This window comes from Streptomyces sp. NPDC002499 (assembly GCF_053595415.1).
This window is the reverse complement of the sequence record NZ_JBSFXO010000013.1, coordinates 168,248-195,041: the sequence shown is the minus strand read 5'-3', so window position 1 is coordinate 195,041 and position 26,794 is coordinate 168,248. Positions and strand designations below refer to the sequence as shown.

Here is a 26,794-nt window from a genome sequence, read left to right as displayed (position 1 = left end):
GTCATCGTGCGTCTTCGCACGTAGAGGCGGCGCGACCGTACCAAAACGTCCCCTCGCCGTAGCGACGGGCCCTGATCGCTTCGAATCCGTCCGGCCACCGGAATTCGCCGCCTCTGGTGCTGCGCTCAACGGTGACCAGTGCGTCCGGCGCGAGCCAGCCCCCGGTGCGGAGTGTGAGGAGAATCTCCCGAAGATCGGCGTCCGTGACGGCGTACGGCGGGTCCAGGAAGACCAGGTCGTACGGGTCTGCCGGCGCCGGTGACTGGATGATCTGTTCGGCCTTGCCCGCGCGGACCTCTGCGCCGGGGAGACCGAGGTTCTTGACGTTCTCCTTGATGGTGCGGGCGGCTCTGGCGTCCGCCTCGACCAGGAGGGTGTGGCCGGCGCCACGAGACAGGGCTTCCAGGCCCACGGCGCCCGAGCCGGCGTAGAGATCAAGGACTCGTTCGCCCTCCAGGGGGGCGCCGAGGAGGGACTGCCAGGTCGAGAAGAGGCCTTCTTTGGCGCGGTCGGAGGTGGGGCGGGTACCGGTCCCTGGCGGGACGGCCAGGCGGCGTCCGCCGGCTTCGCCTGCGATCACGCGGGTCATCTTCGGTCCTTGGTCGTGGACGGCTTCAGGTTCAGTGTGGCTGGTCGCGCAGTTCCCCGCGCCCCTGGGGTGGTGTGCCTCTAGCCCTTTTCCAGGTACTGCTCCCTTTCCTCGTCCAGAAGGGCGTCCAGGGCCGTGCGCAGGCCTGGGTAGTCGGTCAGCTCGGGGTCGGCCTCCACGACCGCCGTCGCTTCCTCTCTCGCCTCGGCGATGATCTCCTCGTCCTCGATGACCGCCAGGACGCGCAGGCTGGTACGGGCGCCGGACTGAGCCTGGCCGAGGACGTCGCCTTCTCGGCGCTGTTCCAGGTCGATGCGGGAGAGTTCGAAGCCGTCGGTGGTGGAGGCGACCGCGGTCAGGCGCTGGCGGGCGGGGCTGGCCTCGGGCATCTCGGTGACCAGGAGGCAGAGGCCGGGGGCGGAGCCTCGGCCGACCCGGCCGCGGAGCTGGTGGAGCTGGGAGACGCCGAAGCGGTCGGCGTCCATGATCACCATCGCCGTGGCGTTCGGGACGTTCACGCCGACCTCGATGACCGTCGTGGCGACCAGGACGTCGGTGTCGCCCGCGGCGAAGCGGCGCATGACCGCGTCCTTGTCGTCGGGGTGCATCCGGCCGTGCAGGACCTCGACCGAGAGACCCTGGAGGGGGCCCTTGGCGAGCTGGTCGGCCACGTCCAGGACGGCCAGGGGCGGGCGCTTCTCGGCCTCGTCCTCGGGGGACTTCTTCTTGGCGGCCTTCTTCGGGTCGCCCTTTTCGTCGGCGTCATCACCGATGCGGGGGCAGACGACGTACGCCTGATGGCCGTTCTCCACCTCCTCGCGCACGCGCTCCCACGCGCGCGCCAGGAAGTGGGGTTTGTCGGCGGCCGGGACGACGTGGGTGGCGATGGGTGAGCGGCCGGCGGGGAGCTGGTCGAGGACCGAGGTCTCCAGGTCGCCGAAGACGGTCATGGCGACCGTGCGCGGGATGGGGGTGGCCGTCATGACGAGCAGGTGCGGGGGCTGCTTGCCCTTGCCGCGCAGGGCGTCGCGCTGCTCGACGCCGAAGCGGTGCTGTTCGTCCACCACGACCAGACCGAGGTCGTGGAACTGGACCTTGTCCTCGATCAACGCGTGCGTGCCGATCACGATGCCCGCCTCACCAGTGACGAGATCGAGCAGGGCCTGCCGGCGACCGGCCATACCCATGGACCCGGTGAGCAGCACCACCTTGGTGGCCGTCTCGGCACCGCCCAGCATGCCGCCCTCGGCCAACTCCCCCATCATCTCGACGATGGACCGATGATGCTGCTGAGCGAGCACCTCGGTGGGCGCGAGCATCGCGGCCTGTCCGCCTGCGTCGACGACGGCGAGCATGGCGCGGAGGGCCACCATCGTTTTCCCGCTTCCGACCTCCCCTTGCAGCAACCGGTGCATCGGGTGGTCCGTCGCCAGGTCGTCGAAGATCTCCTTCGAGACCTTCTGCTGGCCCTCGGTGAGGGTGAAGGGGAGGCGGTCGTCGAAGGACGTGAGGAGGCCGTCGGGGGACGGTTTGCGGGGGACCGCCGGGAGTTGGGCGTCGGCGTGGCGGCGGCGGGCGAGGGCCACCTGGAGGACGAAGGCCTCGTCCCACTTGAGGCGGGCGCGGGCGTCGGCGATGTCGGCCTGGGTGCGGGGGCGGTGGATCTTGAGGAGGGCCTCGGGCAGGGAGACCAGGCCGCGGCCCTCGCGCAGGGTGTCCGGGAGGGGGTCGATGGCCTCCTGGGCGCTGGGCAGCACCGTCTGGATCGCCTTGCCGATCTTCCAGGACTCCATCTTGGCGGTGGCGGGGTAGAGCGGGATGAGGGCGCCGGCCCAGGTCTCGACCGGTTCGTCGGCCTCGTCGGGGTCTCCGTGCAGCAACTCGTAGGCGGGGTGCGCCAGTTGAAGGCGGCGGTTGAAGACGGAGACCTTGCCCGCGAACATCGCGCGCGTGCCCGGCAGGAGGTCCTTGTGGGGCTTGTGCACGCCGTTGCCGAAGAAGACCAGTTGGATCCGGCCGCTGCCGTCGGTGATCGTGACTTCCAGGCGCTGGCCCTTGCCGCGCGGCGCCCTGGACGAGGCGAAGGTGTGCAGGCGGGCGTCGGCGACCTGGGCGACCACTGTCACGTGCTCGTCCATGGGGAGTTCGGCCAGGTGTGTGAGCTGGCCCCGCTCCTCGTATCTGCGCGGGTAGTGGTGCAGGAGGTCGCCTACGGTGTGCAGGCCGAGATGCTCGGCCATCACCTTCGCGGTGGCGGGGCCGAGCACCGATTTCAGTGGCTGGTGCAGCGGTTCTTTCAGTGCGGGCACGAGATCCATTGCACACCACGTCACTGACATTGCCGTATACGTCTGGGGAAACCCCTGGTCAGACGGCTCGTTCGGGCTCTAGGATGGCGCGCTCCGGCCATCCCCCGCGGTCACCACCCCAACCAGGGACCGCCCGACCCCGCGCCGTGCGTAAGTTCCCCCCAGCGGCGCTGTGACGATGGACTCCCAGACCTCACAGTCATCCCAGCCGTCCCAGCCACCTCATACGTTCCAGGTCGACCTGCGTGGCCTGGTGGACCTGCTCTCGCACCACCTCTACTCCAGCCCCAAGGTCTACCTCCGCGAGCTGCTGCAGAACGCGGTGGACGCCATCACCGCCCGGCGCGCGGAGCAGCCCGACGCCCCGGCGCGGGTACGGCTGTTCGCCGAGGCGGGCGTCCTGCGGGTCGAGGACACCGGTGTGGGGCTCACCGAGGCGGACGTGCACAACCTGCTCGCGACCATCGGGCGCAGTTCCAAGCGCGCCGAAGGGCTCGAAGCGGCCCGCTCCGACTTCCTCGGGCAGTTCGGCATCGGCCTGCTGGCCTGTTTCGTCGTCGCCGAGCGGATCCGGGTGGTCAGCCGCAGCGCGCGGACGCCGGGCGCGGCCCCCGTGGAGTGGACGGCGAGCGACGACGGTTCGTACACCGTGCGGACGCTGCCGCACGAGGCGCGGCCCGAACCGGGCACCACCGTGCACCTGGTGGCACGGGCGGGCGCCGCCGAGTGGCTCGCCCCCGCGCGCGTGCTCACGCTGGCCCGGGACTTCGGGGCGCTGCTGCCGTACGACGTCCGGGTCGGCGACGAGGCGGTCACCGATCTGCCGGCGCCCTGGGACCGCTCCTACCCCTCCCCCGCCAACCGCAGGGTGGCCCTGGCCCGGCACTGTCACGACCTGTTCGGCTTCACGCCGCTCGACTCGATCGAGCTGGCCGTGCCGCTGGCCGGCATCCGCGGGGTGGCGTACGTGCTGCCGTCGGCGGTGAGTCCGGCGCAGCGGGCGAGTCACCGGGTGCACCTGAAGGGCATGTTGCTGACCGAGCGGGCCGAACAGCTGCTGCCCGACTGGGCGTTCTTCGTGCGCTGCGTGCTGGACACGGACAGTCTGCGGCCCACGGCCTCGCGCGAGTCGCTGTACGAGGACGAGACGCTGGCGGCCGTTCGGGACGCGCTGGGCGAGCGGATCCGGTCCTGGCTGACGGGTCTGGCGGCCGGCGATCCGGAGCGGCTCTCGGCGTTCCTCTCGGTGCACCACCTGGGCGTGAAGTCGCTCGCGCGGCACGACAAGGAGATGCTGCGCACGATGCTGCCGTGGCTGCCCTTCGAGACGACCGACGGGCGGTTGTCGCTGGAGGAGTTCGCGCAGCGGCACCCGGTGGTGCACTTCACGCGCACGGTGGAGGAGTACCGGCAGGTCGCGCCGATCGCGTCCGCGCAGGGCGTCGGGGTCGTCAACGGCGGTTACACGTACGACAGCGAGCTGGTGGAGGCGCTGCCGTCGGTGCGGCCCGGGACCGTCGTCGCCGAGTTGGACGCGGACACCGTGACCGCGCACCTGGACACGGTCGACCCGGCGGAGGAGCTGGCCCTGTCCGGCTTCCTGGCGGCCGCGCGGGCCAAGCTCGACCCCTTGGGCTGTGACGTCGTCCTGCGCGCCTTCCACCCGCTGTCCGTGCCCGCGCTGCACCTGGACGACCGGGAGGCCCGGCACGAACAGGCCCGCGCGGCGGCCGAGGAGGGCGCCGACGACCTGTGGGCGGGCATCCTCGGCTCCCTGCGCGGCAGCACGCCACGGGCGCGTCTGGTGCTCAACCACCTCAACCCGCTGATCCGCAGGATCAGTTCGATCGGCGATCCCGAACTCGTCGGCACGGCCACGGAGTCGCTGTACGGACAGGCGCTCCTGATGGCCCAGCGTCCGCTGCGGCCGGCGGACACCGCGCTGCTGAACCGGTCGTTCATCGGCCTGCTGGAATGGGCCACCCATGGCGAAGCCGACCCCGGACCCGGCTCCGACTCCGACACCGCGGGGGGCGGTCACTGATGAGTGAGATCACCGATTTCGACTCGCTGCGCCAGGAGATGGCGGAGAACTCCGAACGGCCGGAGGGACCGGCCCGCAACGCGCGCGCGGAGCAACTGCTCGTCGAGGCCGAGAAGTTGAACATCCCGCTGGCCGTGATCGAGGCGCTCGGGCACCAGCTGAAGGTCTACAACTACAGCTCCGAGAAGGACAAGATGTTCGTCCCCTTCGCGCGTCTGCTGCGCATGTGGGACGAGCGGCCCGAGGACTTCGACGAGTACGAGACGCACTCGCTGCACTGGGTCTTCAAGTGGATGTCGTCCGGCATGCTCGACCAGCCGCACGTCCCGCTCGCCTCCATCGAGAAGTGGCTCGGCGAGATGGAGCACCGCTACCGGCTCGCCGGGCACTCCGAACGGGCGGTGCGCAGCGCCGAGTTCAGCGTGGCCGCGCACATCGGTGACATCCCGCGCGCGGAGCGGGCGTTCGACGCGTGGCTGGCGGCGGACCGGGACAGCATGGCCGACTGCCACGCGTGCGAGTTGCAGGGGCAGGGCTGGTGGCAGGCGGAGCGCGGCCGGGACGAGGCGGCGCTTGAGCTGCTGCGGCCGGTCCTGGAGGGCGAGTTCACCTGCGCCCACGAGCCGCACACCGCGCTGGCCTCCTCCCTGACTCCCCTGCTGCGCCTGGGCCGCACGGACGAGGCGCGCGCGAACCATCTGCGGGGCTTCCGGCTGGTGCGCTCCATGGAGAGCATGCGGGGCGCGTACGCGGACCACGTGGAGTTCTGCGCGCTGACCGGCAACGAGGCGCGCGGACTCGAGCTGCTCGCCGAGCGCCCGGCGTACTTCACGGACGCCGGACAGCCGCGCAGCAGGCTCGACTTCCTGTCGGTGGTGGCGCTCCTCATGGACCGGCTGGCGGAACTCGGTCTCGGCGAGCGGCAGGTGCCGGGACCGCCCGGCCGGACCTGGACCGCGCGCGAACTCGCCCCGCACGCACGCGCGGAGGCCCTCGCCCTCGCGGCCCGGTTCGATGAGCGCAACGGCACGCCGTACGTCAGCGAGCGGGCACGCACGCGTATGGAGCAACGGCCACTGGTGGACCGGCTGCCGCTCGGGGTACGCGCGACCCGCCCCGCGTCCGCGTCCGTGTCGCCGACCGCGGCGCCGGTCGCCGAGGCCGCCGCGGAACCGGACCTGTCCACCCTCCTGGCCGAGGCGCGGCGGCTGTCCGACACCCTCCGGCCGAACGCCGTCCCGGCCTGGGCGGCGGTCGCGCGGGCCGCCGAGGGCATCGAGCTGGACGCCCGCGACCGCGCGGAGATCGTCGACCACGAGGCGATGGACCGGGGCCCCGAGGGCGCCGAACTGTTCGAGCGGGCGGCCGAGTTGTACGCGGCGGCGGGCGACCCCGGCGAGGCCCTCGCGGCACGCGCGCGTGCGGCCTACATCCGCGCCCTGTCCGGCCGGGTCGACGAGGCCGTCACGGTGGTCACCGGCCTCTACGACGAGGTCCTCGCCCTCTACGCCGACGAGGCGACCGGCGTACGGCAGACGGCGTCCGTGCTGATGGGCCGGGCCCGGATCCTGATGCGGCGGGCCCATGAGGCGGGCGAGACGGGCGAGGGCGCCGACGAGACGATCCTCGGTGCCGCCGATGCCGCCGTGCGGGAGTTGCTCGCGCTGGTCGACGGGCGGGGCGAGGGCGATGTGCGGCTGGCGTCCCGGACCGCCGAGGGCCAGGCCATGCTGGCGGAACTGGCGCTTCAGAGCGGCGAGTTGGAGACGTCCGCGAAGCTGTTCGGGCAGGCCTCGGAGAGGTTCGTGGCGGCGGGGCTGCCGTGGTTCGCGGTGGAGTACGAGGCGCGGTTGGCCGGGCTTGCGCACCATCTGGGCGATGTCGCGGGGGCGGAGCGGGCGCTGCGGGCGGCGCTGGAGCACGGCGGGCCGCATCTGGAGGCGGTCGGGCGGGCCCAACTGCACCTCCAGCTCGGCGAGGTGCTCAGTGGCCGGGGAGAGCTTCAGGAGGCCGCCGAGCACTCCCTGGAGGCCGCGCACTGGGCCGACGAGGCGGGCGAGGGCCGGACCCTGGGCGCCCTGGCGCGGCACCAGCTCGGCGGGGTGCTGCTGCGTCGGCAGCGGTGGGCCGAGGCCGCGGAGGTACTGGAGTCGGCGCTGCCCGACCTGACCGCGGAGACGCACGGCGACGGCGCGATCGTCCAGACCCAGTGGTGGCTCGGCGACTGCCTGAGCGAGCTGGGCGAACACCGCGCGGCGGCAGAACGCCGGTTGCAGGCCGCCGAGATCGCCCGGCACTGGCCCGAGCAGCAGGACCACGCGACGCTGGCGCACCTCGCCGCCGAGTCCCTCGGCAACGCGGGACTGCCCGCCGAGGCGGACCAGGCGTACGCGCGCGCGGGCGACCTGTGGCAGTCGCTCGGCAACGTCCACGGACTGGTCCGCTCGCTGCGCGCCCGCGCGTGGCTCGCGCTGCGGGTGGAGGACGAGGACGGGAGGGCCGCGGCACGGGAGTTCATGGCGGCCGCGGTCCACGCCTGCGAGGACGCCCTGGGCGACGGCGTGGACGACGACACGGCGCGACTGCGGCTCGTCGCCGAACTCGGCCACACCCACCGCCAGTTCGGCGACCTGCTGGCCCGCTCCGCCGCCGAGGACGCCGACGACGAGGCGATCCGGGCGACGCTCGAGGCGGCCCTGGCCCAGGTCGCCGAGGCGATCGCGGTCTTCGTCCCGCTCGGCGACGGCGCCCTGGACAGCCGCACCGGCGCCGAACTGGCCGCCGGCTGGCTGGAGTCCGACCTCAGCCGCCCGACCCGCGCGGCGGCCCGCGCCCGTTCGGTCCTCTCGGCGTACGACGGCTCCACCGAGGAGGACCCGACGTCCCAGGCCCGGCGGGCGGAGGCGGAACAACTGCTTCAGGTGGTGCTGGAACAGGAGAACGGCTGACGCGCGCAGCACGGGCGAGCGGCCGCCACGGAGGGCGAGCGTGCCGCGTCATGGGCGGGAAGGTCGGGATTCCTGCCCGTCGCCCTGCTCAACAGGGCTGTTCGACACGGCAACTCCGCTCGGAGCCCTACCCCGCTCGGCGTCCTACTCCACGCCGATCAACAACAACGCCCCCTGCCGCCCACCCCGGTACACCACCGTGTCCACGGCCAAGTACCCCTCCCGCACGCGTGCTTCGAGGCGGGTGGTGACGGAGTCGGGGGCCTCGTCGCCGAGGACGAGGGTGACGAGTTCGCCGCCGGCCGAGAGCATGCGGTCGAGGACGGCCTCGGCGGTGGTGGTGACGTCCGAGCCGATGACGGCCACGTCGCCGTCGATGAGGCCGAGGACGTCACCGGCCTGGCAGATGCCGGCCATGGTCCAGGACTGGCGTTCGGCGACCGCGACCTCGGCGTACCGGGTCGCGCCGGCCGCCGACGTCATCGACACGACGTCCTCGTCGAAGCGCCGCTCCGGTTCGTGCACGGCGAGTGCCGCGATGCCCTGGACCGCGGAGCGGGTCGGGATCAGGGCCACCCGGATGCCCTCGGTGCGGGCCTGCTCGGCCGCCGCGGCGGCGGTGTGGCGCAGGTCGGCGTCGTTGGGCAGCAGCACCACTTCGCGCGCGTGGGCCCGCCGTACGGCCTCGACGAGTTCACCGCTCGCGGGCGGCTCCCCGGGCCGCGCGAGCACGATGGTCGCGCCGGCCTCGGTGTACAGCCCTGCCAGGCCCTCCCCCGGCACGACCGCGACCACGGCCCGCTGGGCGCGCTCCCGGGGCGGCCGCTCGGCACCCGTCGTATGGACGTCGCCGAGCCCGAAGTGAGTGATACGGATCCGGTACGGCCGCCCGGCCTCGACGCCCGCTTCGACGGCGGCGCCGGCGTCGTCCACGTGCACATGGACGTTCCACAGCCCGTCGCCGCCGACCACCACGAGCGAGTCCCCGAGGGCGTCCAGGCGGGTCCGCAGCCGGTTCACGGCGGTGTCCTCGGCCTCCAGGAGGTAGATCACCTCGTAGGCGGGGCCGCCTTTTTGGGGGGAGTCGGAAGCGGGGGCGCATTCCTCGACGGCCACGGAGTCGGAGGGAGCGCCCGTATCGGCCTCCACGCGTGCGTGCCCCCCGAAGACCACGATCGCCCCCGGCGTCTCCCCCGTGAACGTCTCCACCAGCGCGGCCAGCACCGCGACCAGCCCTCGTCCGCCGGCGTCCACCACCCCGGCCCGGCCGAGCACGGCCAGCTGTCCCGGGGTCTCGGCGAGTGCCGTGCGCGCCCCTTCGTAGGCGGCCCGCGCGACCGTCCCGCAGTCGCCCTCCGTCTCCTCGGCCGAGTCGGCGGCTGCGGAGGCGACCGACAGGACCGTGCCCTCCACGGGGTGTGCGACGGCCTGGCGGGCGGAGTCGGCGGCGTGCCGCAGGGCGAGGCGGAGACCGGAGCCGTCAGTGTGAGGCGTCTCACCGTCGGCGGCGAGCACCTGGGCCATGCCGCGCAGCAGCTGGGCGAGGATGGTCCCGGAGTTCCCCTGGGCGCCTATCAGCGCGCCGTGCGCCATCGCGTGCGTGGCGTCCGCGAGCGTCGGTTTCTCCGGTGCTCCGGGGCCCATCTCGTGCGCCGCGAACACCGCCTCCACCGCTGTGACCGCGGACTCCATGGTCAAGTAGAGGTTGGTGCCGGTGTCCCCGTCGGCCACGGGGAAGACATTGATCGCGTCGATCTCCTCGCGCGCGCGGCCCAGTGCCGTCAGCGCGAGACCGCACCAGGTGCGCACCGCGAGAGCATCGAAGAATGTCTGCGGCACCTGCGCCACCTGCGCCTCCCTGAGCTGCTGGACTGCAGGAAGCGTAGAGCAGCCGTGGTAGTTTCGTTCTACTGGCGCAGCCGTTGTATGCTGCTCCGGTTGCCCGATCCACATCGGGCCATTCCCCTGGCAGCGCCACCAAGATTCCTGATTTCAGGGATCTCGATCCCGGCATGCCGGGATCAACCGTAAGTGCATCTGAAGTCTTTGGAGTGACCCGTGGCTGCCAACTGCGACGTCTGCGGCAAGGGCCCGGGCTTCGGCAACAACATCTCGCACTCGCACCGCCGTACGCCCCGTCGCTGGAACCCGAACATCCAGCGCGTACGTACCGTGGTCGGTGGGACGCCGAAGCGCGTGAACGCCTGCACCTCGTGCATCAAGGCCGGCAAGGTCTCGCGCTGACGCACTGTTGAGCGCGTAGCCACTGCTGGTTCGCCGCACTGAGCCGGTCCACCTCGTGTGGACCGGCTTTTTGCTGTGCCCGTACCGCGGCCCGACCTCCGAAGCCCGCCCCGCGGGCCGGGTGAGCTGCCAGAATCCGAGGAATGCGCTTCGGGATCCTGGGCCCCCTGGACGTCCGCACCGACGACGGCACCCCCGTCGACCCCGGCGGCCCCCGCCCCCGCGCCCTGCTGACGCTCCTGCTCCTGGACGCAGGCCGCGCGGTCTCCACGCAGCGCCTCACAGACGGCCTGTACGGGGCCGAGCCGCCCTCCGGAGCCGCCAACGCCCTCCAGTCGCAGATATCCCGCCTGCGCAGGCGCCTGGCCCCGCACACGGACATCGAGGCGGTCCCGGCCGGCTACCGCATCACCGCCCCGCCGGATTCGGTCGACGCCCACCTCTTCGAACGCCTGTCCAGGGACGGGCGGTCCGCGCTCGCCGCCGGTGATCCCGCGCGGGCGGCGGCCCGGCTGCGCGAGGCGCTCGCGCTGTGGCGCGGTCCGGCGCTGGCCGACCTCCCGGACGCGCACGCCGAGGCCGCCCGGCTCGAAGAACTCAGGCTGGCCGCCGTACAGGACCGGATCGAGGCGGATCTCGCGCTCGGCGGCGGTCCCGAACTCGTACCGGAGCTGCGGGCGCTGCTGGCCGGATCACCGTTGGACGAGCGGCTGTACGGGCAGTTGATGCGGGCCCTGCACGCGGCCGGGCGGCCCGCGGAGGCGCTCGCGGTGTACGAGGAGGCCCGGCGCGCGCTCGCCGACGAGCTGGGCGCCGACCCCTCGCCCGACCTGTCCGCGCTGCACCTGGAGCTGCTCCGGGGCGGCGGCGCGGAACCGGCACGGCCCCGGCTGCCGGTCCAGCTCACCCGTTTCGTCGGCCGTGAGTACGAACTCGCCCGGATCTCCGCCCTCCTGGCCGACTCCCGTCTGGTCACGCTCACCGGACCCGGCGGCGCCGGCAAGACGCGGCTGGCGATCGAGGCCGCCGGCGCGCACGCCGAGGTCTGCTTCGTCGAGCTGGCACCGCTCACCGACGGCACGCGGATCCCGTACGCCGTCCTGACCGCGCTCGGCGTGCGCGAGGGCTTCCGTGGCCCCGCGACGGACAGCACGGACCGGCTGCTCGCCGCTCTGGAGGACCGCGCGGTCCTCCTGGTGCTCGACAACTGCGAGCACCTGGTGGCGGACGCGGCCCGGCTCACCGCGCTGCTCCTCGCGTCCTGCCCGGGCCTGCGCGTCCTCGCCACCAGCCGTGAGTCCCTCGGCATCACCGGCGAGATCCTGGTCCCGGTGCCACCGCTGGCGCCGGAACCGGCGGTACGGCTCTTCACGGACCGCGCGCGTGCCGTACGCCCCGGTTTCGAGGCCCACGCGCGCGTGCCGGACATCTGCGCGGCCCTCGACGGGCTGCCGCTCGCCATCGAGCTGGCGGCGGCCCGGCTGCGCACGCTGGACCCCGACGAACTGGCCGACCGCCTGGACGACCGGTTCCGGCTGCTGTCGCGCGGGGACCGCTCCAAGGCGCCCCGGCACCGCACCCTGCGGGCGGTGGTGGAGTGGAGCTGGGACCTGCTGGACGACGAGGAGCGGGAGCTGGCGCGACGGCTGACCGTGTTCTCCGGGGGCGCGACCCTGGCGGCGGTCGAGGCGGTGTGCGGGCTGCCGTATCCGGAGGATCTGCTGGCCTCCCTGGTCGAGAAGTCGTTCCTTGAGGTGTCCGACCTGGATGTGCCCGGTCTTGCGGTGTCCGGCTCCGAGGTGTCCGGCCCTGAGGTGTCCGAGGGGCGCTACCGGATGCTGGAGACGATCCGGGCCTTCGCCGCCGAGGAGTTGACCGACCAGGAGGAGCTGCGGGACGCGCACGCCGCGTACTTCCTGCGGCTGGCCGAGCGGGCGGAGCCGGAGTTGCGCGGCGGCGGTCAACTGCCCTGGCTGGCCCGGCTGACCGCCGACCACGGCAACCTGGACACGGCACTGCGCCACCTCGTACGGACCCGCCCCGAGGACGCCCTGCGCCTGATGGCACTCCTGTCCTGGTTCTGGCGGCTGCGCGGACTGCACGGCAGTCAGGTGGCGACGGCCCGCGAGCTGCTGGCCGCCGTGGGGGACGCGCCGCCGCCGGGCCTTGAGGAGGCGTACGTGCTGTGCGCGATCAACTCGCTCTCCGCAGACGGACATGGGGGCGGGAACGGGGACCGGTCCGACGAGATCGTCGCGCGCGTGGACGACGTTCTGGGCTCGTACGAGGGGCCGCTACGGCTGCCGTTCGTCCTCGTGCTGTGGTCGGTCGCCGCCGGTCCCCGGCCCGCCACCATGGACCGGGCTCTCGCGCTGGCGGGTGAGGACGCCTGGGCGCGTGCCCTGCTGGACGTGGGGCTGGGTTTCCGGGAGCAGTTCGAGGGGCGGGTGCGGGAGGCGGAGGAGCGTTTCGCCGGCGCGCTCGCCGGGTTCCGTGCGACCGGCGACCGTTGGGGCATGGCCAACTCCCTGGATCCGCTGGGGATGCGCGCCCACGCGCGCGGGGACTCGGCGCGGGCGCTGGAGCTCCTCGACGAGGGCCTGGGGTACGTGCGGGCGCTGGCCGCCCCCGAGGAGACCTCGGACCTGCTGCGCGGCCGTGCGACCGTGCTGCTGCACCAAGGTGATACGGCCGCCGCGGTCGCCCACTTCGAGCAGGCCCTCGCGCTGGCCCGTACCGCCGGCATGCCCGACAAGGTGGCGAGCGCCCGGCGCGGCCTCGGGGACGCGGCCCGGCTGTCCGGGGACACGGCACGCGCACGCGTGCACTACGAGAGCGCCCTGGAGGCATGCGCGGCCACCTGGTTCAGCGTCGGCGAGACCGTCCGCATCCTCATCGGCCTGGGCCGTACGGCCGCCGCCGGAGCCGACCCCGGTACGGCTCACGACTGGTTCCGGCAGGCCGCGGAGCTGGCCGCCGAAGGTCCGGGCGACCTCGAACTCGCCGACGCGGCCGAGGCGTTGGCGTCCGTCGCCGAGTCCCCTGAGCGGGCCGCGACACTGCTCGGCGCCGGCGCGGGCCTGCGGGGCGCCCGTCCCGAGGGCGACCGCGATGTCGTACGCACCGATCGCGACGTACGCGCGAAGCTGTCGCCCGGGGCGTACGAGCGGGCCTTCGAGGAGGGCCGGAGGCTGCGGTCAGCGGTGGTCAGCGAACGGTAGGCGGACGGTCAGCGGGCGCGCCGACGCTCTCCCCATGACGAACACACACGGCAAGACGACCGCACACGGCCGGACGAACGCAGACGGCCGGACGAACGCGGACAGCAAGGCGACCGCACCCGGCACGACGAGCGCACCCGACCTCGGTCACCTCACCGTCCTGGTCTCCGGTGCCAGCGTCGCCGGTCCCGCCCTCGCCCTGAACCTCGCCCGGTACGGCGCCCGCGTCACCGTCGTCGAGCGGGCGCCCGAGCCGCGCGGTGGCGGCTACGCGGTCGACTTCCGGGGCCACGTCCACCGGACCGTCCTGACCGCCATGGGCATCTGGGACGAGATCCACGCCCACCAGACCCACATGGGCCGCCAGACCGTCGTCGACGCGGACGGCAGCCCGCGCGTGGACCTGCCCGCCGAGATGATGAGCGGTGACGTGGAGATCTTCCGCGGCGAACTGGCGCGGATCATGTACGAGCGAACAAAAGATGACGTCGAATACGTCTTCGGCGACTCGGTCACCTCGCTCACCGAGACCCCCGAGGGCATGGACGTCACCTTCGAGCGGGGCGCGCCCCGGCGCTTCGACCTGGTCGTGGGCGCCGACGGCCTGCACTCCACCACCCGCCGTCTCGCCTTCGGCGACGAGTCCCGCTACCTGCGCTTCTCCGACCACTACGTGGCCGCCTTCGAGATCCCCAACCACCTGGGCCTGCACCGCACGGGCCTGCTCTACAGCGAACCCGGCCGGGCGGTCGACATCGGCAACTACGACGGCGATCCGGACCGCGCCGGCGCGCTGCTGGTCTTCCGCTCCGAGGAACTGTCGTACGACCGCCGGGACACCGCCGCGCAGAAGCGGATCCTGATGGACCGCTTCGCCGGGATGGGCTGGGAGACGCCCACCGTCCTCAAGGCCCTGGAGGACACCGACGAGCTGTACTTCGACGCGATCGCCCAGGTCCACGTCGACCGCCTCACCAAGGGGCGCGTGGCGCTGCTCGGGGACGCCGGGTACGGGGCGACCATGGGCGGCATGGGGACGGGCGTGGCGATCGTCGGCGCGTACGTCCTCGCCGGTGAACTCGCCCTCGCGGGCGGCGACTTCCGTACCGCCTTCGCCGAGTACGAGGCCCGGATCCGGGACTTCGCCAAGGGCTGCCAGAAGATCTCCGGGAACGCGGGCCCGTTCTTCGCCCCGGCGACCGAGCGGCGCATCCGCAGCCGGGACCGCATGTACCGGCTGCTCGGCTCGCGGCTGCTGGCCGGCTTCTTCAAGAAGCTCACGGAGAGGGCGGCCACCGACATCAAGCTGCGGGAGTACCCGGTCCCGTCCGCGGTCTGAGGGCCCAGCCGTGGTCCACGGGCCCGATCCCCGCGCCGAGCGCGAACCCGGCCGCGATCGCCCCGGTGACGTACTCCTTCGCGGCCTGCACCGCCTCCGGCACGGACTGCCCCTTCGCCAACTGCGACGCGATCGCCGAGGCGAGGGTGCAACCCGTGCCGTGCGTGTGCCGGTTGTCGTAGCGGGGCGCCCGCAGCCAGTGCTCCTCGGTGCCGTCGGTGAGCAGGTCCACGGCGTCGCCCGCCAGATGACCGCCCTTGATCAGCACCCATCGCGGCCCGTACGCCAGCACGGCGGCGGCGGCCTGCGGCAGCTGCTCCTCCGACTCGACGTGTACGCCCGTCAGTTGGGCCACCTCGTCCAGGTTCGGGGTCGCCACGGTGGCCACCGGCAGCAGCCGCTTCCGTACCGACTCCAGTGCGGTGGCCGCCAGCAGCGGGTCCCCGTGCTTGGAGACGCCCACCGGGTCGACGACGGCCGGCACGTCCGTCCCGCCGATCAACTCCGCGACGGCCTCGACGAGTTCGGCCGAGGCCAGCATCCCGGTCTTCACGGCCTGGACGCCGATGTCGTCCACGACACTGCGGTACTGCGCCCGCACCGCCTCCACCGGCAGCTCCCAAGCCCCTTGCACGCCGAGGGAGTTCTGCGCGGTGACCGCCGTGATGACGCTCATGCCGTGCACGCCGAGCGCGAGCATCGTCTTCAGATCGGCCTGGATCCCGGCCCCGCCACCGGAGTCGGAGCCGGCCACCGTGAGCACGTTGGGCTTCGTGAGCGCGTCGGGCTTCCTGGGCGCGTCGGGCCTCACGACTCGATGTCCCCGAAGTGGTCCCAGCCGCCCTTGCTGGTCCACGGCGCCCCGTCCACCGTCACCTGGGGCAGCGCCGAGGGGTTGAGCACCTCGCCGATGACCTTCCAGCGCGCCGGCAGCTTCACGTCCGGCGGGAAGGTCGCCACGATCGCGTGGTCCTCTCCCCCGGTCAGCACCCACTGCATCGGGTCGACCCCGACGGCCTGCCCGATGTCGTTCATCTGCGAGGGGATGTCGATCGCGCCGGAACGGATGTCGATCCGGACCTTGCTGGCCTCGGCGATGTGCCCGAGGTCGGCGATCAGGCCGTCGCTGACGTCGCACATCGCGGTCGCGCCGAGCGCGGCGGCGGCCGGGCCCGCGTGGTACGGCGGCTCGGGGCGCCGGTGCGCCTCCACGAAGGCGCGCGGCGAGCGGAAACCGCGGGAGAGCACCGCGAACCCGGCCGCGGACCAGCCCAGCCAGCCGGTCACCGCGACGAGGTCGCCGGGCTGGGCGCCGCCCCGGGTGACGGGCTCGTGGCCCCGCAGATCGCCGAGTGCCGTGATCGACACCATGATCGTGTCGCCTCGTACGACATCGCCGCCGACCACGGACGCGCCCGCCACCTGGCACTCGTCGCGCAGCCCGTCCATCAGCTCGCTCGGCCAGGTCACCGGCAGTTCGGCCGGGACGACGAGGCCGAGCAGCAGCGCGGTCGGCACGGCGCCCATGGCCGCGATGTCCGCGAGGTTCTGCGCGGCGGCCTTGCGGCCCACGTCGTACGCCGTGGACCAGTCCCGGCGGAAGTGCCGCCCCTCCAGGAGGATGTCGGTGGTGGCCACGACCCGTCGGTCGGGCGCGGTGACCACCGCGGCGTCGTCGCCGGGGCCGACCCGGACCGCCGGGGTGGTGGTGAGACGGGAGGTGAGCTCCCTGATGAGCCCGAACTCTCCCAGCTCACCAACAGTGCCCTTCATGTCCCTTGCTCCCCTTCTGTCCCTGTCCGTGCCCGGTCGCGCGTCATCAGTGTCCTCGATACGGTCGTAAGGACCGTCAACCTCTGTCGTGCCCGCGCCTCGGCACACGCTCCTCCCTCTCCGCGGGTCTCCCCGCGGTGAGCGGCGACGCGATACCGTGGCGTTCCTTTTCCCCACATGATCCTCGTGGCCGCCCTGGAGGTTCCGTGGTACAGGCGTACATCCTGATCCAGACGGAGGTCGGCAAAGCGTCGACCGTCGCCGAGACGATCAGCAAGATTCCTGGGGTGATCCAGGCCGAGGACGTGACAGGACCCTATGACGTGATCGTGCGTGCCCAGGCCGACACCGTGGACGACCTCGGCCGCATGGTGGTCGCGAAGGTCCAGCAGGTGGACGGCATCACCCGCACCCTGACCTGCCCGGTCGTGCATCTGTAGCCCCCGTCTACCCTTGGCCGGTGAACTTCTTCCGTCACCGGCACCGCACTGTCCTGGGGCCACCGGCCCTCGCCCTGCTGCTCGCCGCGACGGGCTGCTCCTCAGCAGACGACAGCCCGTCGGCGGCGGTTCCCTCGCCGGGTACGAAGGTCACGAAGCTGTGCCGGAAACTGGACAGTGCGCTGCCGTCGAAGGTCGACGGTCAGGCCCGCCGGGATCCCTCGCCCGCGTCCGCGCTGACCGCGGGGTGGGGGAACGCGGCGATCATACTGCGCTGCGGTGTCGAACGGCCCGCGAAGATGAGCGATCCGGAGGCCGACGGGGTGGAGGTGAACGGGGTCGGCTGGCTGCTGGAGAAGCAGGACGACGGATCGTTCCGTTTCACCACGACGCTGCGGACGGCGTACGTGGAGGTCACCATCCCGAAGAACCGCACGGGAAACGGCGTGGCACCGCTCGTCGATCTGGCCTCGGCAATAAAGAAGGCGATCCCCGAGGGGATCGCCGACTAGCCCAAGTCTCGATCAGCGCAGGCCCGTTGAGCGGCGCAGCGCCGCCTGCACCAAACGGTCCACCAGGTCCGGGTAGTTGATGCCGCTCGCCTGCCACATCTGCGGGTACATGGAGATCGGCGTGAAGCCGGGCAGCGTGTTGATCTCGTTGATGACGAACTCGCCGTCCTCGGTGAGGAAGAAGTCCGCGCGGACCAGCCCCTCGCAGGAGGCCGCCTCGAAGGCCTCCACCGCGAGCCGCTGCACCTCGGCGGTCTGCTCCGCCGTGAGCGGGGCGGGGACGATGCCCGGCGTGGAGTCGATGTACTTGGCCTCGAAGTCGTAGTAGGCGTGCGCGTCCGGCGGCGGGATCTCCGCGGGGACCGACGCCCGCGGCCCGTCCTCGAACTCCAGCACCCCGCACTCGATCTCGCGCCCGCGAAGCGCCGCCTCGACCAGGATCTTCGGGTCGTGGCGGTGAGCCTCGGCGATCGCGTCGTCGAGACCGGAGAGGTCGTCGACCTTGGTGATGCCGATCGAGGAACCCGCGCGCGCGGGCTTCACGAAGAGCGGCCAGCCGTGTTCCCCTGCGAAGTCGACGATCTTCTTGCGGGCGGCCGACTCGTCGCGCTCCCACTCGCGCGGCCGGATCACCACGTACGGGCCGACCTTGAGCCCGAAGGAGGTGAACACCCGCTTCATGTAGTCCTTGTCCTGGCCGACGGCCGAGGCGAGCACACCCGAACCGACGTAGGGGACACCGGAGAGCTCCAGCAGGCCCTGAAGGGTGCCGTCCTCGCCGTAGGGACCGTGCAGCACGGGGAAGACGACGTCGACCTCACCGAGCGCCTTGGGCACCGATCCCGGTTCGCTGTAGACGACTTCGCGGTTGGCGGGGTCGACGGGGAGCACCACGCCGCCCTCGCTGGACTCGGCGAGTTCCTCGACGTTGGGTGTACGGCGTTCGGTGATCGCCATGCGGTCCGGTTCGTCGGCGGTGAGCGCCCACCGGCCGTCCTGGGTGATGCCGATCGGCAGGACGTCGTACTTGCTCCGGTCGATGGCCCGCAGCACGGCGCCGGCGGTGACCACGGAGATCCCGTGCTCGGAGCTGCGACCGCCGAACACGACGGCCACACGCGGCTTGCGAGCAGGCTGCTCGGGGCTCTGGGAGAGGTTCTCGGTGCTCATATCGCGTTGAGAGTACCCGTTGGTAGTGGCTTGAGTCAGCGTCCGCAGGGCGGGGTCGCTCAGCGTCGTTCGGGCTTCGCGCTGCGCGACATCAGCTCCTTGACGGCGACCACGGGGGACTTGCCCTCGTGCACGATGGCGACGACCGTCTCGGTGATCGGCATGTCGACGCCGTGCCTGCGCGCCAGATCCAGCACGGACTCACAGGACTTGACGCCCTCGGCGGTCTGCTTGGTGACCGCGATGGTCTCCTGAAGGGTCATGCCCTTGCCGAGGTTGGTGCCGAAGGTGTGGTTGCGGGACAGCGGCGAGGAGCAGGTCGCCACCAGGTCTCCCAGGCCCGCGAGTCCGGAGAACGTCAGCGGGTCGGCGCCCAGCGCCATGCCGAGCCGGGTGGTCTCGGCGAGCCCGCGCGTGATGAGCGAGCCCTTGGCGTTGTCGCCCAGGCCCATGCCGTCCGCGATGCCGACGGCGAGCCCGATGACGTTCTTCACCGCGCCGCCCAACTCGCAGCCGACCACGTCGGTGTTGGTGTACGGGCGGAAGTACGGCGTGTGGCAGACGGCCTGGAGCCGCTGGGCCACGGCCTCGTCGGTGCAGGCGACCACGGCGGCGGCCGGCATGCGGGCGGCGATCTCCCGGGCCAGGTTGGGTCCGGTGACCACGGCGATGCGGTCCGCGCCGACCTTGGCGACGTCCTCGATGACCTCGCTCATCCGCATGGCGGAGCCGAGTTCGACGCCCTTCATGAGGGAGACGACGACCGTGTCCGGGGCGAGCAGGGGCGTCCACTCGGCGAGGTTGGCGCGCATCGACTGGGACGGCACCGACAGGATCGTGAAGTCCGCGCCGGCGGCGGCCTCCGCGGGGTCGGTGGTGGCCCGCAGGTTCTCCGGGAGTTCGACACCGGGGAAGTAGTCGGGGTTGGTCCGGGTGGAGTTGATGGCTTCGGCCACCTCCGCGCGACGCGCCCACAGGGTGACCTCGCACCCCGCGTCGGCCAGCACCATGCCGAACGCCGTTCCCCATGAACCGGCGCTGAACACCGCCGCCTTGACGGACTTGCTCACGCGCCCTGCCCCTCTTCCTGTGCGGCCTTCGCCTGTGTCACCGGTGCCTGTTCGGCGTTCGCCTCCAGAGCCTTGGTCTCTGCGGCGGTCTCCGCGGCCTTCGCCTCTTCGGCCTTTTCCCGTTCGGCCTTCGCGTGCGCCTGCGCCTGCCGGGTCTGCTCGGCGGTCCTGCGCCGCTGTTCGATCCGTTCCTGGCGCGGGTCGTAGGGGGTGTCGGGCGCCTTCGCGCCGCGGATGTCCTCCAGCAGGCCCGTGATGGCGGCCATGATGACCTCGGTCGCCTCCTTGAGGACGTCCGGGGACATCTCCTTGTCGTAGAAGGGAGACAGGTCCACGGGCGGGCCGGCGAGGACGTGCGAGGTCTTGCGCGGCAGGACGTGCAGCTTCTTGGCGTAGGGCGGCAGGAGTTCGTTGGCGCCCCACTGCGCGACGGGAATCACCGGGCACTTGGTCTGGAGGGCCACGCGCGCGGCGCCGGTCTTGCCGGTCATCGGCCACTGGTCGGGGTCCCGGGTGATGGTGCCCTCGGGGTAGAACGCGACGCATTCACCGCGCTCCACGGCGTCGATCGCGGCCCGGAAGGCGCTCAGCGCGTCAGTGGTCTCGCGGTAGACGGGGATCTGGCCGGTGCCGCGCATCATGGCGCCGACGAATCCCTTGTTGAAAAGACCGCTCTTCGCGAGGAATCGCGGAACGCGCCCGGTGTTGTACTGAAAGTGCGCGTACGCGAAGGGGTCGATGTGAGAATTGTGGTTCACCGCGGTGATAAATCCACCGTCGGCAGGAATGTGCTCCATTCCCCGCCAGTCCCGCTTGATCAGAACCACCAGCGGCGGTTTGGCGATCACCGCTGCGAGGCGGTACCAGAAGCCGATTCTGCGGCGGGACACGCGAACACCTTCCTCCAGGGCCCGGGGGGCCGCACAAGTGTCGCCCCAGGCCGTCGGTCTGTCGAGAACACCGTACGCCCCGACGGCGCGACCGCCAGATGGACCAGGTGACGGCTGAGTGACAATGGCCGCGACAAGAGAGGGACGAAACGCTCGTGCAGTGGACCTTGGTCATACCCCTGAAAGCCCTGGCTCAGGCCAAGAGCAGGCTCTCGGACACCGCGGCCGACACGCTGCGCCCCGGCCTCGCCCTGGCCTTCGCCCAGGACACCGTGGCAGCGGCCCTGGCGTGCCCCGCGGTCCGGGATGTGGCGGTCGTCACGGGCGACGCGCTGGCCGGCCGCGAGCTCGCCGCGCTGGGCGCGCGGATCGTCGCCGACGAGCCGCCGGGCGGCCTGAACAGCGCCCTGGCGCACGGCGCGTCCGTCATACGCGCCGAGCGCCCGGGAAGTCCCGTGGCGGCCCTCAACGCCGATCTCCCGGCACTGCGCCCCAGCGAATTGGCCCGGGTACTGGACGCGGCCGCCGAATTCCCCCGCGCCTTTCTCGCCGACGCGGCCGCAATCGGCACCACTCTGCTGGCCGCGGCACCGCACCGGGAATTGCTCCCGGCATTCGGCACGGAATCCCGCTCCCGCCACCGCATCTCCGGCGCGGTGGAGCTCCCCCTGGACGCGGTGGATTCGGTACGCCAGGACGTGGACACCGGCGACGACCTGCGCGCGGCACTGGCGCTGGGAGTGGGCCCCCGAACGGCGACGGTGGCCGCGCAGTTGCTGATTCCGGGGCAGTAGCCCGGCAGTCGTGCCGTCGGCCGTCGTGCCGTTGCCCGCCGACCGTCGTTCTCTCGCCGACCGCGGAGCACTAGGCTGCGGCCATGCAGGCGACCGCGTACACCTACGACCCCGAGACCCGTAGCGGGCAGGTGCTGCTCGACGACGGGACCCCGGTGCCTTTCGACGCGCCGGCGTTCGACGCGGGCGGTCTGCGGCTGTTGCGGGCCGGGCAGCGGGTGCGGATCGAGACCGAGGGCGCGGGCGAGGCCCGCCGCATCACGCTGGTGACGCTCCAGACCTTCTGAACCTTCCGAACGGCCCTGCGGAGCCTCAGGAGCCGAACGGCCCCTGCAGAGCCGCCAGAAGCCCTTCCTGCGACCCCCAGGACCTCTCAACGCGCCGCGGGCCGGACTCCGTTGCGGAGTCCGGCCCGGCGCGTGAGTGCCCGTGCGCCCTTACCTCTTGCGAGCGGTGGCCTTCTTGGCGGTGGTCGTGCGCGCCGCGGACTTCTTGGCGGGGGCCTTCTTGGCCGTCGCCTTCTTCGCCGGGGCCTTCTTGGCCGTCGCCTTCTTCGCGGTGGTCTTCTTCGCCGCGGCGGTCTTGGCAGTGGCCGAGGTCTTCTTGGCCGTGGCCTTCTTCGCGGTCGCCTTCTTGGCGGTGGCCGTGGTCTTCTTGGCCGTCGCCTTCTTCGCCGTCGTCTTCTTGGCGGCGGCGGACGCCCGCTTGGCGGGGGCGGCCTTCTTGGCCGCGGCCTTCTTGACCGTCGCGGAAGCTCCGCCGGTCAGGCTGCCCTTGGGCGCCTTCTTGACGGCGACGTCGTTCTTCGGGAGCTTCTTCGAGCCGCTCACCAGGTCCTTGAAGCCCTGGCCCGCACGGAAGCGCGGAACGGAGGTCTTCTTGACCCGAACCCGCTCGCCCGTCTGGGGGTTGCGGGCGTAGCGGGCCGGACGGTCGACCTTCTCGAACGAGCCGAACCCGGTGACCGAGACCCGGTCACCCGCGACGGTCGCACGGACGATCGCGTCCAGGACCGCGTCCACCGCCTCGGCGGCCTGCTGACGGCCACCGACCTTGTCGGCAATCGCTTCTACGAGCTGCGCCTTGTTCACGTCTTCCCCTTCGGAGACATTGCCAGAACGAAAGTGTTCAAGCTTTTTCGCACGTTAGGCAGATATATACCGCAAATCAAACACGAAACGGGCTTATCACCCTTGTGCCGCAACGGTTTCGACTGCCTGGGACGTGTTCAGCGTTCCTCTTCGGGGAATCGACCCTCGTCGAGGTCCGACCTGAACCGCTCCAGACGCCTTGCCGCGTCGGCGAGATCGTGCTTGGCCGCGGCCGTAATGACCAGCAGCTTCCGGGTCAGCGCCATCCGTACGCCCTCCGGGACTTGCAGTGAGCGCACCCTTGTGTGCGCTTCCTTGAGTTGGTCCGCGACTGCCGCATAGAGCTTGAGTTGGCCGTCGTGTTCCATGCACAGATTGTGCCATCTGGGGCGAGTTGTCGCCTGCGGGGGTCGCAACTGATGCCTCAAACGGCCTTCCGGGCGGTTGCGGAAGTCACGGTTACAACCCTCGGCTACCCCTGCAACGGCCTTAATAACATGGGAAGTTGAGCGCGACTGCGAACGCTCGCAGGGCCGTTCGGGTACAGACATGGCTGTACCCCCGATCGGGCTGATCGGGGGTACAGGAAGGGTCCGTGGTGGCCGAAACTCGTCAGGCTGCGGCCTGCTGGGTCAGACCGGAAGCGTCCGCGGCTTGTACGAGGGGCGCTTGGCCTCGTACGCGGAGATGTCGCCCTCGTTCTGGAGGGTGATGGAGATGTCGTCCAGCCCGTTTAGCAGCCGCCAGCGGGCGTTCTCGTCGAGTTCGAAGGCCGCGGTGATGCCCTCGGCGCGCACCTCGCGGGCCTCCAGGTCGACCGTGACCTCGGCCTGCGGGTCCTGCTCGGTGAGTTCCTGCAGCGCGTCCACGATCTTCTGCTCCAGAACCACCGTGAGCAGGCCGTTCTTGAGCGAGTTGCCGCGGAAGATGTCGGCGAAGCGGGAGGAGATGACGGCCTTGAAACCGTAGTTCTGCAGCGCCCACACGGCGTGCTCGCGGGAGGAGCCGGTGCCGAAGTCGGGTCCTGCCACCAGGACCGTCGCGCCCTTGCGCTCGGGGCGGTTGAGGATGAAGTTCGCGTCCTTGCGCCAGGCCTCGAAGAGTCCGTCCTCGAAACCGTCCCTGGTCACCTTCTTGAGCCAGTGAGCTGGGATGATCTGGTCGGTGTCGACGTTGGAGCGGCGCAGCGGAACGGCCCGGCCGGTGTGCGTGGTGAATGCTTCCATGGCTCTCAGACTCCAGCGGGCACGGGTGCGTCGGACAGGTCGGCGGGCGAGGCCAGATGGCCCAACACGGCGGTCGCGGCGGCGACCTGCGGCGAGACGAGGTGCGTACGACCGCCCTTGCCCTGCCTGCCCTCGAAGTTGCGGTTGGAGGTGGACGCGGAGCGCTCACCGGGCGCCAGCTGGTCGGGGTTCATGCCCAGACACATCGAGCAACCGGCGTGCCGCCATTCGGCACCGGCGTCCTTGAACACGACGTCCAGGCCCTCGGAGACGGCCTGGAGGCCGACCCGCGCGGAGCCCGGGACGACCAGCATCCGTACGCCGTCGGCGACTTTGCGGTCCTTGACGATCTCGGCGGCCGCCCGCAGGTCCTCGATACGGCCGTTGGTGCATGAACCTACGAAGACGGTGTCCACCTTGATGTCGCGCAGCGGCTGACCGGCCTCCAACCCCATGTATTCCAGGGCCTTTTCGGCGGCGAGGCGCTCCGAAGCGTCTTCGTACGAAGCAGGGTCGGGGACGGAGGCCGAAAGCGGCGCGCCCTGACCGGGGTTGGTGCCCCAGGTGACGAACGGCGCCAGCGAGGGCCCGTCGATGACGACCTCGGCGTCGAATTCCGCGTCCTCGTCGGTCTTCAGGGTCTTCCAGTACGCGACGGCCGCGTCCCAGTCCTCGCCCTCGGGCGCGTGGGCGCGGCCCTTGATGTACGCGAAGGTGGTCTCGTCGGGGGCGATCATGCCCGCGCGGGCGCCGGCCTCGATCGACATGTTGCAGATGGTCATCCGGGCCTCCATCGAGAGTTTCTCGATGGCCGAGCCGCGATATTCCAGGATGTAGCCCTGGCCGCCGCCGGTACCGATCTTCGCGATGATGGCGAGGATCAGGTCCTTGGCGGTGACGCCGTCGGGCAGTTCGCCGTCGACGGTGATGGCCATGGTCTTGGGGCGGGCCAGCGGCAGCGTCTGGGTGGCCAGCACATGCTCGACCTGCGAGGTGCCGATGCCGAACGCCAGCGCGCCGAACGCGCCGTGGGTGGAGGTGTGGGAGTCGCCGCAGACGACCGTCGTACCGGGCTGGGTCAGACCCAGCTGCGGGCCCACGACGTGGACGACACCCTGCTCGACGTCGCCGAGCGAGTGCAGGCGCACCCCGAACTCGGCGCAGTTCTTGCGCAGCGTCTCCAACTGGGCGCGGGAGACCGGGTCCGCGATGGGCTTGTCGATGTCGAGGGTCGGGGTGTTGTGGTCCTCGGTGGCGATGGTGAGGTCGAGCCGGCGCACGGGACGCCCCGCCTGCCGCAGTCCGTCGAAGGCCTGCGGGCTGGTCACTTCGTGCAGCAGGTGCAGATCGATGAAGAGGAGGTCGGGCTCGCCCTCGGCGCGCCGGACGACGTGGTCGTCCCAGACCTTCTCCGCGAGTGTCCTACCCATCGCTTTCCCTCCGGCCGGCCATGACGCGCCGGCCCAACTAGAGATCTGTGGAGGCGACGCCCGCGCCCCTGTACCCGGGCACCCGCCACCAGGCCCGTCGGTCTTCGGGCCGCCATGCATCCAGGGTTGCGCGTCTCACGGAAAAATGAACTTGCGTTTCACAGAGTGAGACGCGAGTATCGTTTCATGGACAACAGTAGCGGCGTGGGCGTTCTGGACAAGGCGGCCCTTGTCCTGAGCGCCCTGGAGTCCGGCCCGGCCACCCTCGCGGGGCTGGTCGCGGCCACCGGACTCGCACGACCAACGGCCCACCGACTGGCCGTGGCCCTGGAGCACCACCGCATGGTGGCACGTGACATGCAGGGCCGTTTCATTCTCGGCCCCCGGCTGGCGGAGTTGGCCGCGGCGGCGGGCGAGGACCGTCTGCTCGCGACCGCGGGCCCGGTCCTCACGCATCTGCGGGACATCACGGGCGAGAGCGCCCAGCTCTACCGCCGCCAGGGCGACATGCGCATCTGCGTCGCCGCCGCGGAACGCCTGTCCGGACTGCGGGACACGGTCCCGGTCGGTTCGACCCTCACGATGAAGGCCGGCTCCTCCGCCCAGATCCTCATGGCCTGGGAAGAGCCGGAGCGCCTGCACCGGGGCCTGCAAGGTGCCCGCTTCACGGCGACGGCCCTCTCGGGCGTACGACGCAGGGGCTGGGCCCAGTCCATCGGCGAGCGCGAGCCGGGAGTGGCGTCCGTCTCGGCCCCCGTCCGGGGCCCCTCCAACCGCGTGGTGGCCGCCGTCTCGGTCTCCGGCCCCATCGAGCGCTTGACCCGCCACCCCGGCCGCATGCACGCCCAAGCGGTCATCGACGCCGCAGGCCGCCTCTCAGAGGCCCTACGCCGCACCAGCTGACACCTCAGGGGGAACAGGGGTCGGCCTCAACGCCGCGGCAGACCCTGAATCCCCTGCACGTATCAGCAAGGGCACACTGGTCCAACCTCAGGGGCGCGGGGAACTGCGCGACCAGCCACACACAACGCGCACCCGCCGACAAACAGAAACGGCCCCCCACCTCGGCGTCTGCCAAGGCGAAGAGCCATCGTCCGCGTACCCCCGACCGGATTCGAACCGGCGCTACCGCCTTGAGAGGGCGGCGTGCTAGGCCGCTACACAACGGGGGCCTATTTTCTGCGTTTCCGCAGTTCAAAGCTGGTCTACCAGGACTCGAACCTAGAATGACGGTACCAGAAACCGTAGTGTTGCCAATTACACCATAGACCATTGTAATACAAGTAAAACGTACCCCCGACCGGATTCGAACCGGCGCTACCGCCTTGAGAGGGCGGCGTGCTAGGCCGCTACACAACGGGGGCCCTAGCGATCCTGCATCGAGGTCGGCGGGAGCTACCCGAACCATCCTCGCGGGAAGGATCTGTACCCCCGACCGGATTCGAACCGGCGCTACTGCCTTGAGAGGGCAGCGTGCTAGGCCGCTACACAACGGGGGCTTCGTGGAGCTGATCTCCACATGTGCAGATGAGCTCTGCGAGCTGGCCTACCTGGACTCGAACCAAGACTAACGGAACCAGAAACCGTCGTGCTGCCAATTACACCATAGGCCACTGGAACTCAAGCCCTTGCAGGGATCTTGTTCTAGTGTGCACCTTCGGTTTCCGGCCTTTCGACCCGCTCCCCGGCGGCGCAGGAAGAACA

22 protein-coding genes and 5 tRNA genes are annotated in these 26,794 nt (G+C 71.4%); 10 read left to right on the top strand and 17 right to left on the bottom strand.

Annotation, left to right across the window (positions count from 1 at the left end; genetic code table 11):
- Nucleotide 1 precedes the first annotated feature (1 nt).
- Both rsmD and recG read right to left on the bottom strand, forming a co-directional pair.
- Complete coding sequence (rsmD, locus tag ACWD5F_RS34215) at nt 2-589, bottom strand: 16S rRNA (guanine(966)-N(2))-methyltransferase RsmD (protein ID WP_451260236.1); 588 nt, start codon at nt 587-589, stop codon at nt 2-4.
- 80 nt (nt 590-669) lie between these two features.
- Entirely contained in the window at nt 670-2,907 is a 2,238-nt protein-coding gene (gene recG, locus ACWD5F_RS34210) for an ATP-dependent DNA helicase RecG (protein WP_451260235.1), read from the bottom strand.
- A 169-nt stretch (nt 2,908-3,076) separates the two neighbouring features.
- On the opposite strand from recG, the gene ACWD5F_RS34205 reads away from it, so the two are divergent.
- Both ACWD5F_RS34205 and ACWD5F_RS34200 read left to right on the top strand, forming a co-directional pair.
- A complete protein-coding gene (locus tag ACWD5F_RS34205; RefSeq protein ID WP_451260234.1) occupies nt 3,077-4,942 on the top strand; it encodes an HSP90 family protein in 1,866 nt (621 codons plus the stop codon).
- Nucleotides 4,942-7,890 carry a tetratricopeptide repeat protein gene (locus tag ACWD5F_RS34200; RefSeq protein WP_451260233.1) on the top strand — a complete coding sequence of 983 codons (2,949 nt, stop codon included), beginning with the start codon at nt 4,942-4,944 and terminating at the stop codon, nt 7,888-7,890. The genes ACWD5F_RS34205 and ACWD5F_RS34200 overlap by 1 nt, the downstream gene beginning before the upstream one ends.
- A 144-nt stretch (nt 7,891-8,034) precedes the next feature.
- Here ACWD5F_RS34200 and ACWD5F_RS34195 read toward each other — a convergent pair whose 3' ends face one another.
- Nucleotides 8,035-9,738, bottom strand: coding sequence for a DAK2 domain-containing protein (locus ACWD5F_RS34195; protein WP_451260232.1), 1,704 nt, complete (start codon nt 9,736-9,738; stop codon nt 8,035-8,037).
- Nucleotides 9,739-9,948: 210 nt separating this feature from the next.
- On the opposite strand from ACWD5F_RS34195, the gene rpmB reads away from it, so the two are divergent.
- From rpmB to ACWD5F_RS34180, 3 genes are all read left to right on the top strand, one after another.
- Nucleotides 9,949-10,134 carry a 50S ribosomal protein L28 gene (rpmB, locus tag ACWD5F_RS34190; protein ID WP_004924906.1) on the top strand — a complete coding sequence of 62 codons (186 nt, stop codon included), beginning with the start codon at nt 9,949-9,951 and terminating at the stop codon, nt 10,132-10,134.
- Nucleotides 10,135-10,277: 143 nt separating this feature from the next.
- The gene (locus ACWD5F_RS34185; protein ID WP_451260231.1) at nt 10,278-13,355 is read left to right on the top strand and encodes a BTAD domain-containing putative transcriptional regulator; all 3,078 of its coding nucleotides are present in this window, start codon (nt 10,278-10,280) and stop codon (nt 13,353-13,355) included.
- 34 nt (nt 13,356-13,389) lie between these two features.
- The gene (locus tag ACWD5F_RS34180) at nt 13,390-14,694 is read left to right on the top strand and encodes an FAD-dependent monooxygenase (protein ID WP_451260230.1); all 1,305 of its coding nucleotides are present in this window, start codon (nt 13,390-13,392) and stop codon (nt 14,692-14,694) included.
- On the opposite strand, the gene thiD is transcribed toward ACWD5F_RS34180, so the two are convergent.
- The gene (thiD, locus tag ACWD5F_RS34175; RefSeq protein ID WP_451260229.1) at nt 14,657-15,505 is read right to left on the bottom strand and encodes a bifunctional hydroxymethylpyrimidine kinase/phosphomethylpyrimidine kinase; all 849 of its coding nucleotides are present in this window, start codon (nt 15,503-15,505) and stop codon (nt 14,657-14,659) included. The two genes, ACWD5F_RS34180 and thiD, sit on opposite strands and share 38 nt — an antisense overlap.
- Complete coding sequence (locus tag ACWD5F_RS34170) at nt 15,502-16,467, bottom strand: thiamine-phosphate kinase (protein WP_451260228.1); 966 nt, start codon at nt 16,465-16,467, stop codon at nt 15,502-15,504. The genes thiD and ACWD5F_RS34170 overlap by 4 nt, the downstream gene beginning before the upstream one ends.
- Nucleotides 16,468-16,673: 206 nt before the next feature.
- Between ACWD5F_RS34170 and ACWD5F_RS34165 the strand changes: the two genes are divergently transcribed.
- Both ACWD5F_RS34165 and ACWD5F_RS34160 read left to right on the top strand, forming a co-directional pair.
- Complete coding sequence (locus ACWD5F_RS34165; RefSeq protein WP_003997603.1) at nt 16,674-16,907, top strand: Lrp/AsnC family transcriptional regulator; 234 nt, start codon at nt 16,674-16,676, stop codon at nt 16,905-16,907.
- A gap of 20 nt (nt 16,908-16,927) precedes the next feature.
- Nucleotides 16,928-17,419, top strand: a complete 492-nt coding sequence (locus ACWD5F_RS34160) for a DUF3515 domain-containing protein (protein WP_401722725.1) — start codon at nt 16,928-16,930, stop codon at nt 17,417-17,419.
- A 12-nt stretch (nt 17,420-17,431) separates the two neighbouring features.
- On the opposite strand, the gene ACWD5F_RS34155 is transcribed toward ACWD5F_RS34160, so the two are convergent.
- From ACWD5F_RS34155 to ACWD5F_RS34145, 3 genes are read right to left on the bottom strand one after another with little or no spacing between them, the layout of a single operon-like run.
- Complete coding sequence (locus ACWD5F_RS34155) at nt 17,432-18,589, bottom strand: D-alanine--D-alanine ligase family protein (protein ID WP_451260227.1); 1,158 nt, start codon at nt 18,587-18,589, stop codon at nt 17,432-17,434.
- Nucleotides 18,590-18,648: 59 nt separating this feature from the next.
- Nucleotides 18,649-19,659, bottom strand: coding sequence for an NAD(P)H-dependent glycerol-3-phosphate dehydrogenase (locus ACWD5F_RS34150; RefSeq protein ID WP_451260226.1), 1,011 nt, complete (start codon nt 19,657-19,659; stop codon nt 18,649-18,651).
- On the bottom strand, nt 19,656-20,549 hold the full coding sequence (locus ACWD5F_RS34145) for a lysophospholipid acyltransferase family protein (protein ID WP_451260225.1): 894 nt from the start codon (nt 20,547-20,549) through the stop codon (nt 19,656-19,658). Before ACWD5F_RS34145 ends, ACWD5F_RS34150 begins: the two co-directional genes overlap by 4 nt.
- Nucleotides 20,550-20,704: 155 nt before the next feature.
- Between ACWD5F_RS34145 and cofC the strand changes: the two genes are divergently transcribed.
- Nucleotides 20,705-21,343, top strand: a complete 639-nt coding sequence (gene cofC, locus ACWD5F_RS34140; RefSeq protein ID WP_451260224.1) for a 2-phospho-L-lactate guanylyltransferase — start codon at nt 20,705-20,707, stop codon at nt 21,341-21,343.
- A gap of 83 nt (nt 21,344-21,426) precedes the next feature.
- A complete protein-coding gene (locus ACWD5F_RS34135) occupies nt 21,427-21,630 on the top strand; it encodes a hypothetical protein (protein ID WP_123997504.1) in 204 nt (67 codons plus the stop codon).
- Between the two features lie 150 nt (nt 21,631-21,780).
- On the opposite strand, the gene ACWD5F_RS34130 is transcribed toward ACWD5F_RS34135, so the two are convergent.
- The 4 genes from ACWD5F_RS34130 to leuC form a co-directional block, all read right to left on the bottom strand.
- A complete protein-coding gene (locus ACWD5F_RS34130; protein WP_401722711.1) occupies nt 21,781-22,434 on the bottom strand; it encodes an HU family DNA-binding protein in 654 nt (217 codons plus the stop codon).
- Nucleotides 22,435-22,571: 137 nt separating this feature from the next.
- Entirely contained in the window at nt 22,572-22,802 is a 231-nt protein-coding gene (locus tag ACWD5F_RS34125) for an SCO5555 family protein (RefSeq protein WP_123997506.1), read from the bottom strand.
- A gap of 264 nt (nt 22,803-23,066) precedes the next feature.
- Nucleotides 23,067-23,660 carry a 3-isopropylmalate dehydratase small subunit gene (gene leuD, locus ACWD5F_RS34120; RefSeq protein WP_450352696.1) on the bottom strand — a complete coding sequence of 198 codons (594 nt, stop codon included), beginning with the start codon at nt 23,658-23,660 and terminating at the stop codon, nt 23,067-23,069.
- 5 nt (nt 23,661-23,665) lie between these two features.
- Nucleotides 23,666-25,090, bottom strand: coding sequence for a 3-isopropylmalate dehydratase large subunit (gene leuC / locus ACWD5F_RS34115; RefSeq protein WP_401722706.1), 1,425 nt, complete (start codon nt 25,088-25,090; stop codon nt 23,666-23,668).
- Nucleotides 25,091-25,276: 186 nt separating this feature from the next.
- Here leuC and ndgR point away from each other — a divergent pair, with 186 nt between their 5' ends.
- Nucleotides 25,277-25,993, top strand: a complete 717-nt coding sequence (gene ndgR / locus ACWD5F_RS34110) for an IclR family transcriptional regulator NdgR (protein WP_123997509.1) — start codon at nt 25,277-25,279, stop codon at nt 25,991-25,993.
- Between the two features lie 196 nt (nt 25,994-26,189).
- On the opposite strand, the gene ACWD5F_RS34105 is transcribed toward ndgR, so the two are convergent.
- From ACWD5F_RS34105 to ACWD5F_RS34085, 5 genes are all read right to left on the bottom strand, one after another.
- A tRNA-Glu gene (locus ACWD5F_RS34105) sits at nt 26,190-26,262 on the bottom strand.
- A gap of 28 nt (nt 26,263-26,290) precedes the next feature.
- Nucleotides 26,291-26,362, bottom strand: a tRNA-Gln gene (locus ACWD5F_RS34100).
- 19 nt (nt 26,363-26,381) lie between these two features.
- A tRNA-Glu gene (locus ACWD5F_RS34095) sits at nt 26,382-26,454 on the bottom strand.
- Nucleotides 26,455-26,516: 62 nt separating this feature from the next.
- Nucleotides 26,517-26,589 (bottom strand) — tRNA-Glu (locus tag ACWD5F_RS34090).
- A gap of 42 nt (nt 26,590-26,631) precedes the next feature.
- Nucleotides 26,632-26,703: transfer RNA gene (locus ACWD5F_RS34085), tRNA-Gln, on the bottom strand.
- Between the last annotated feature and the right edge of the window lie 91 nt (nt 26,704-26,794).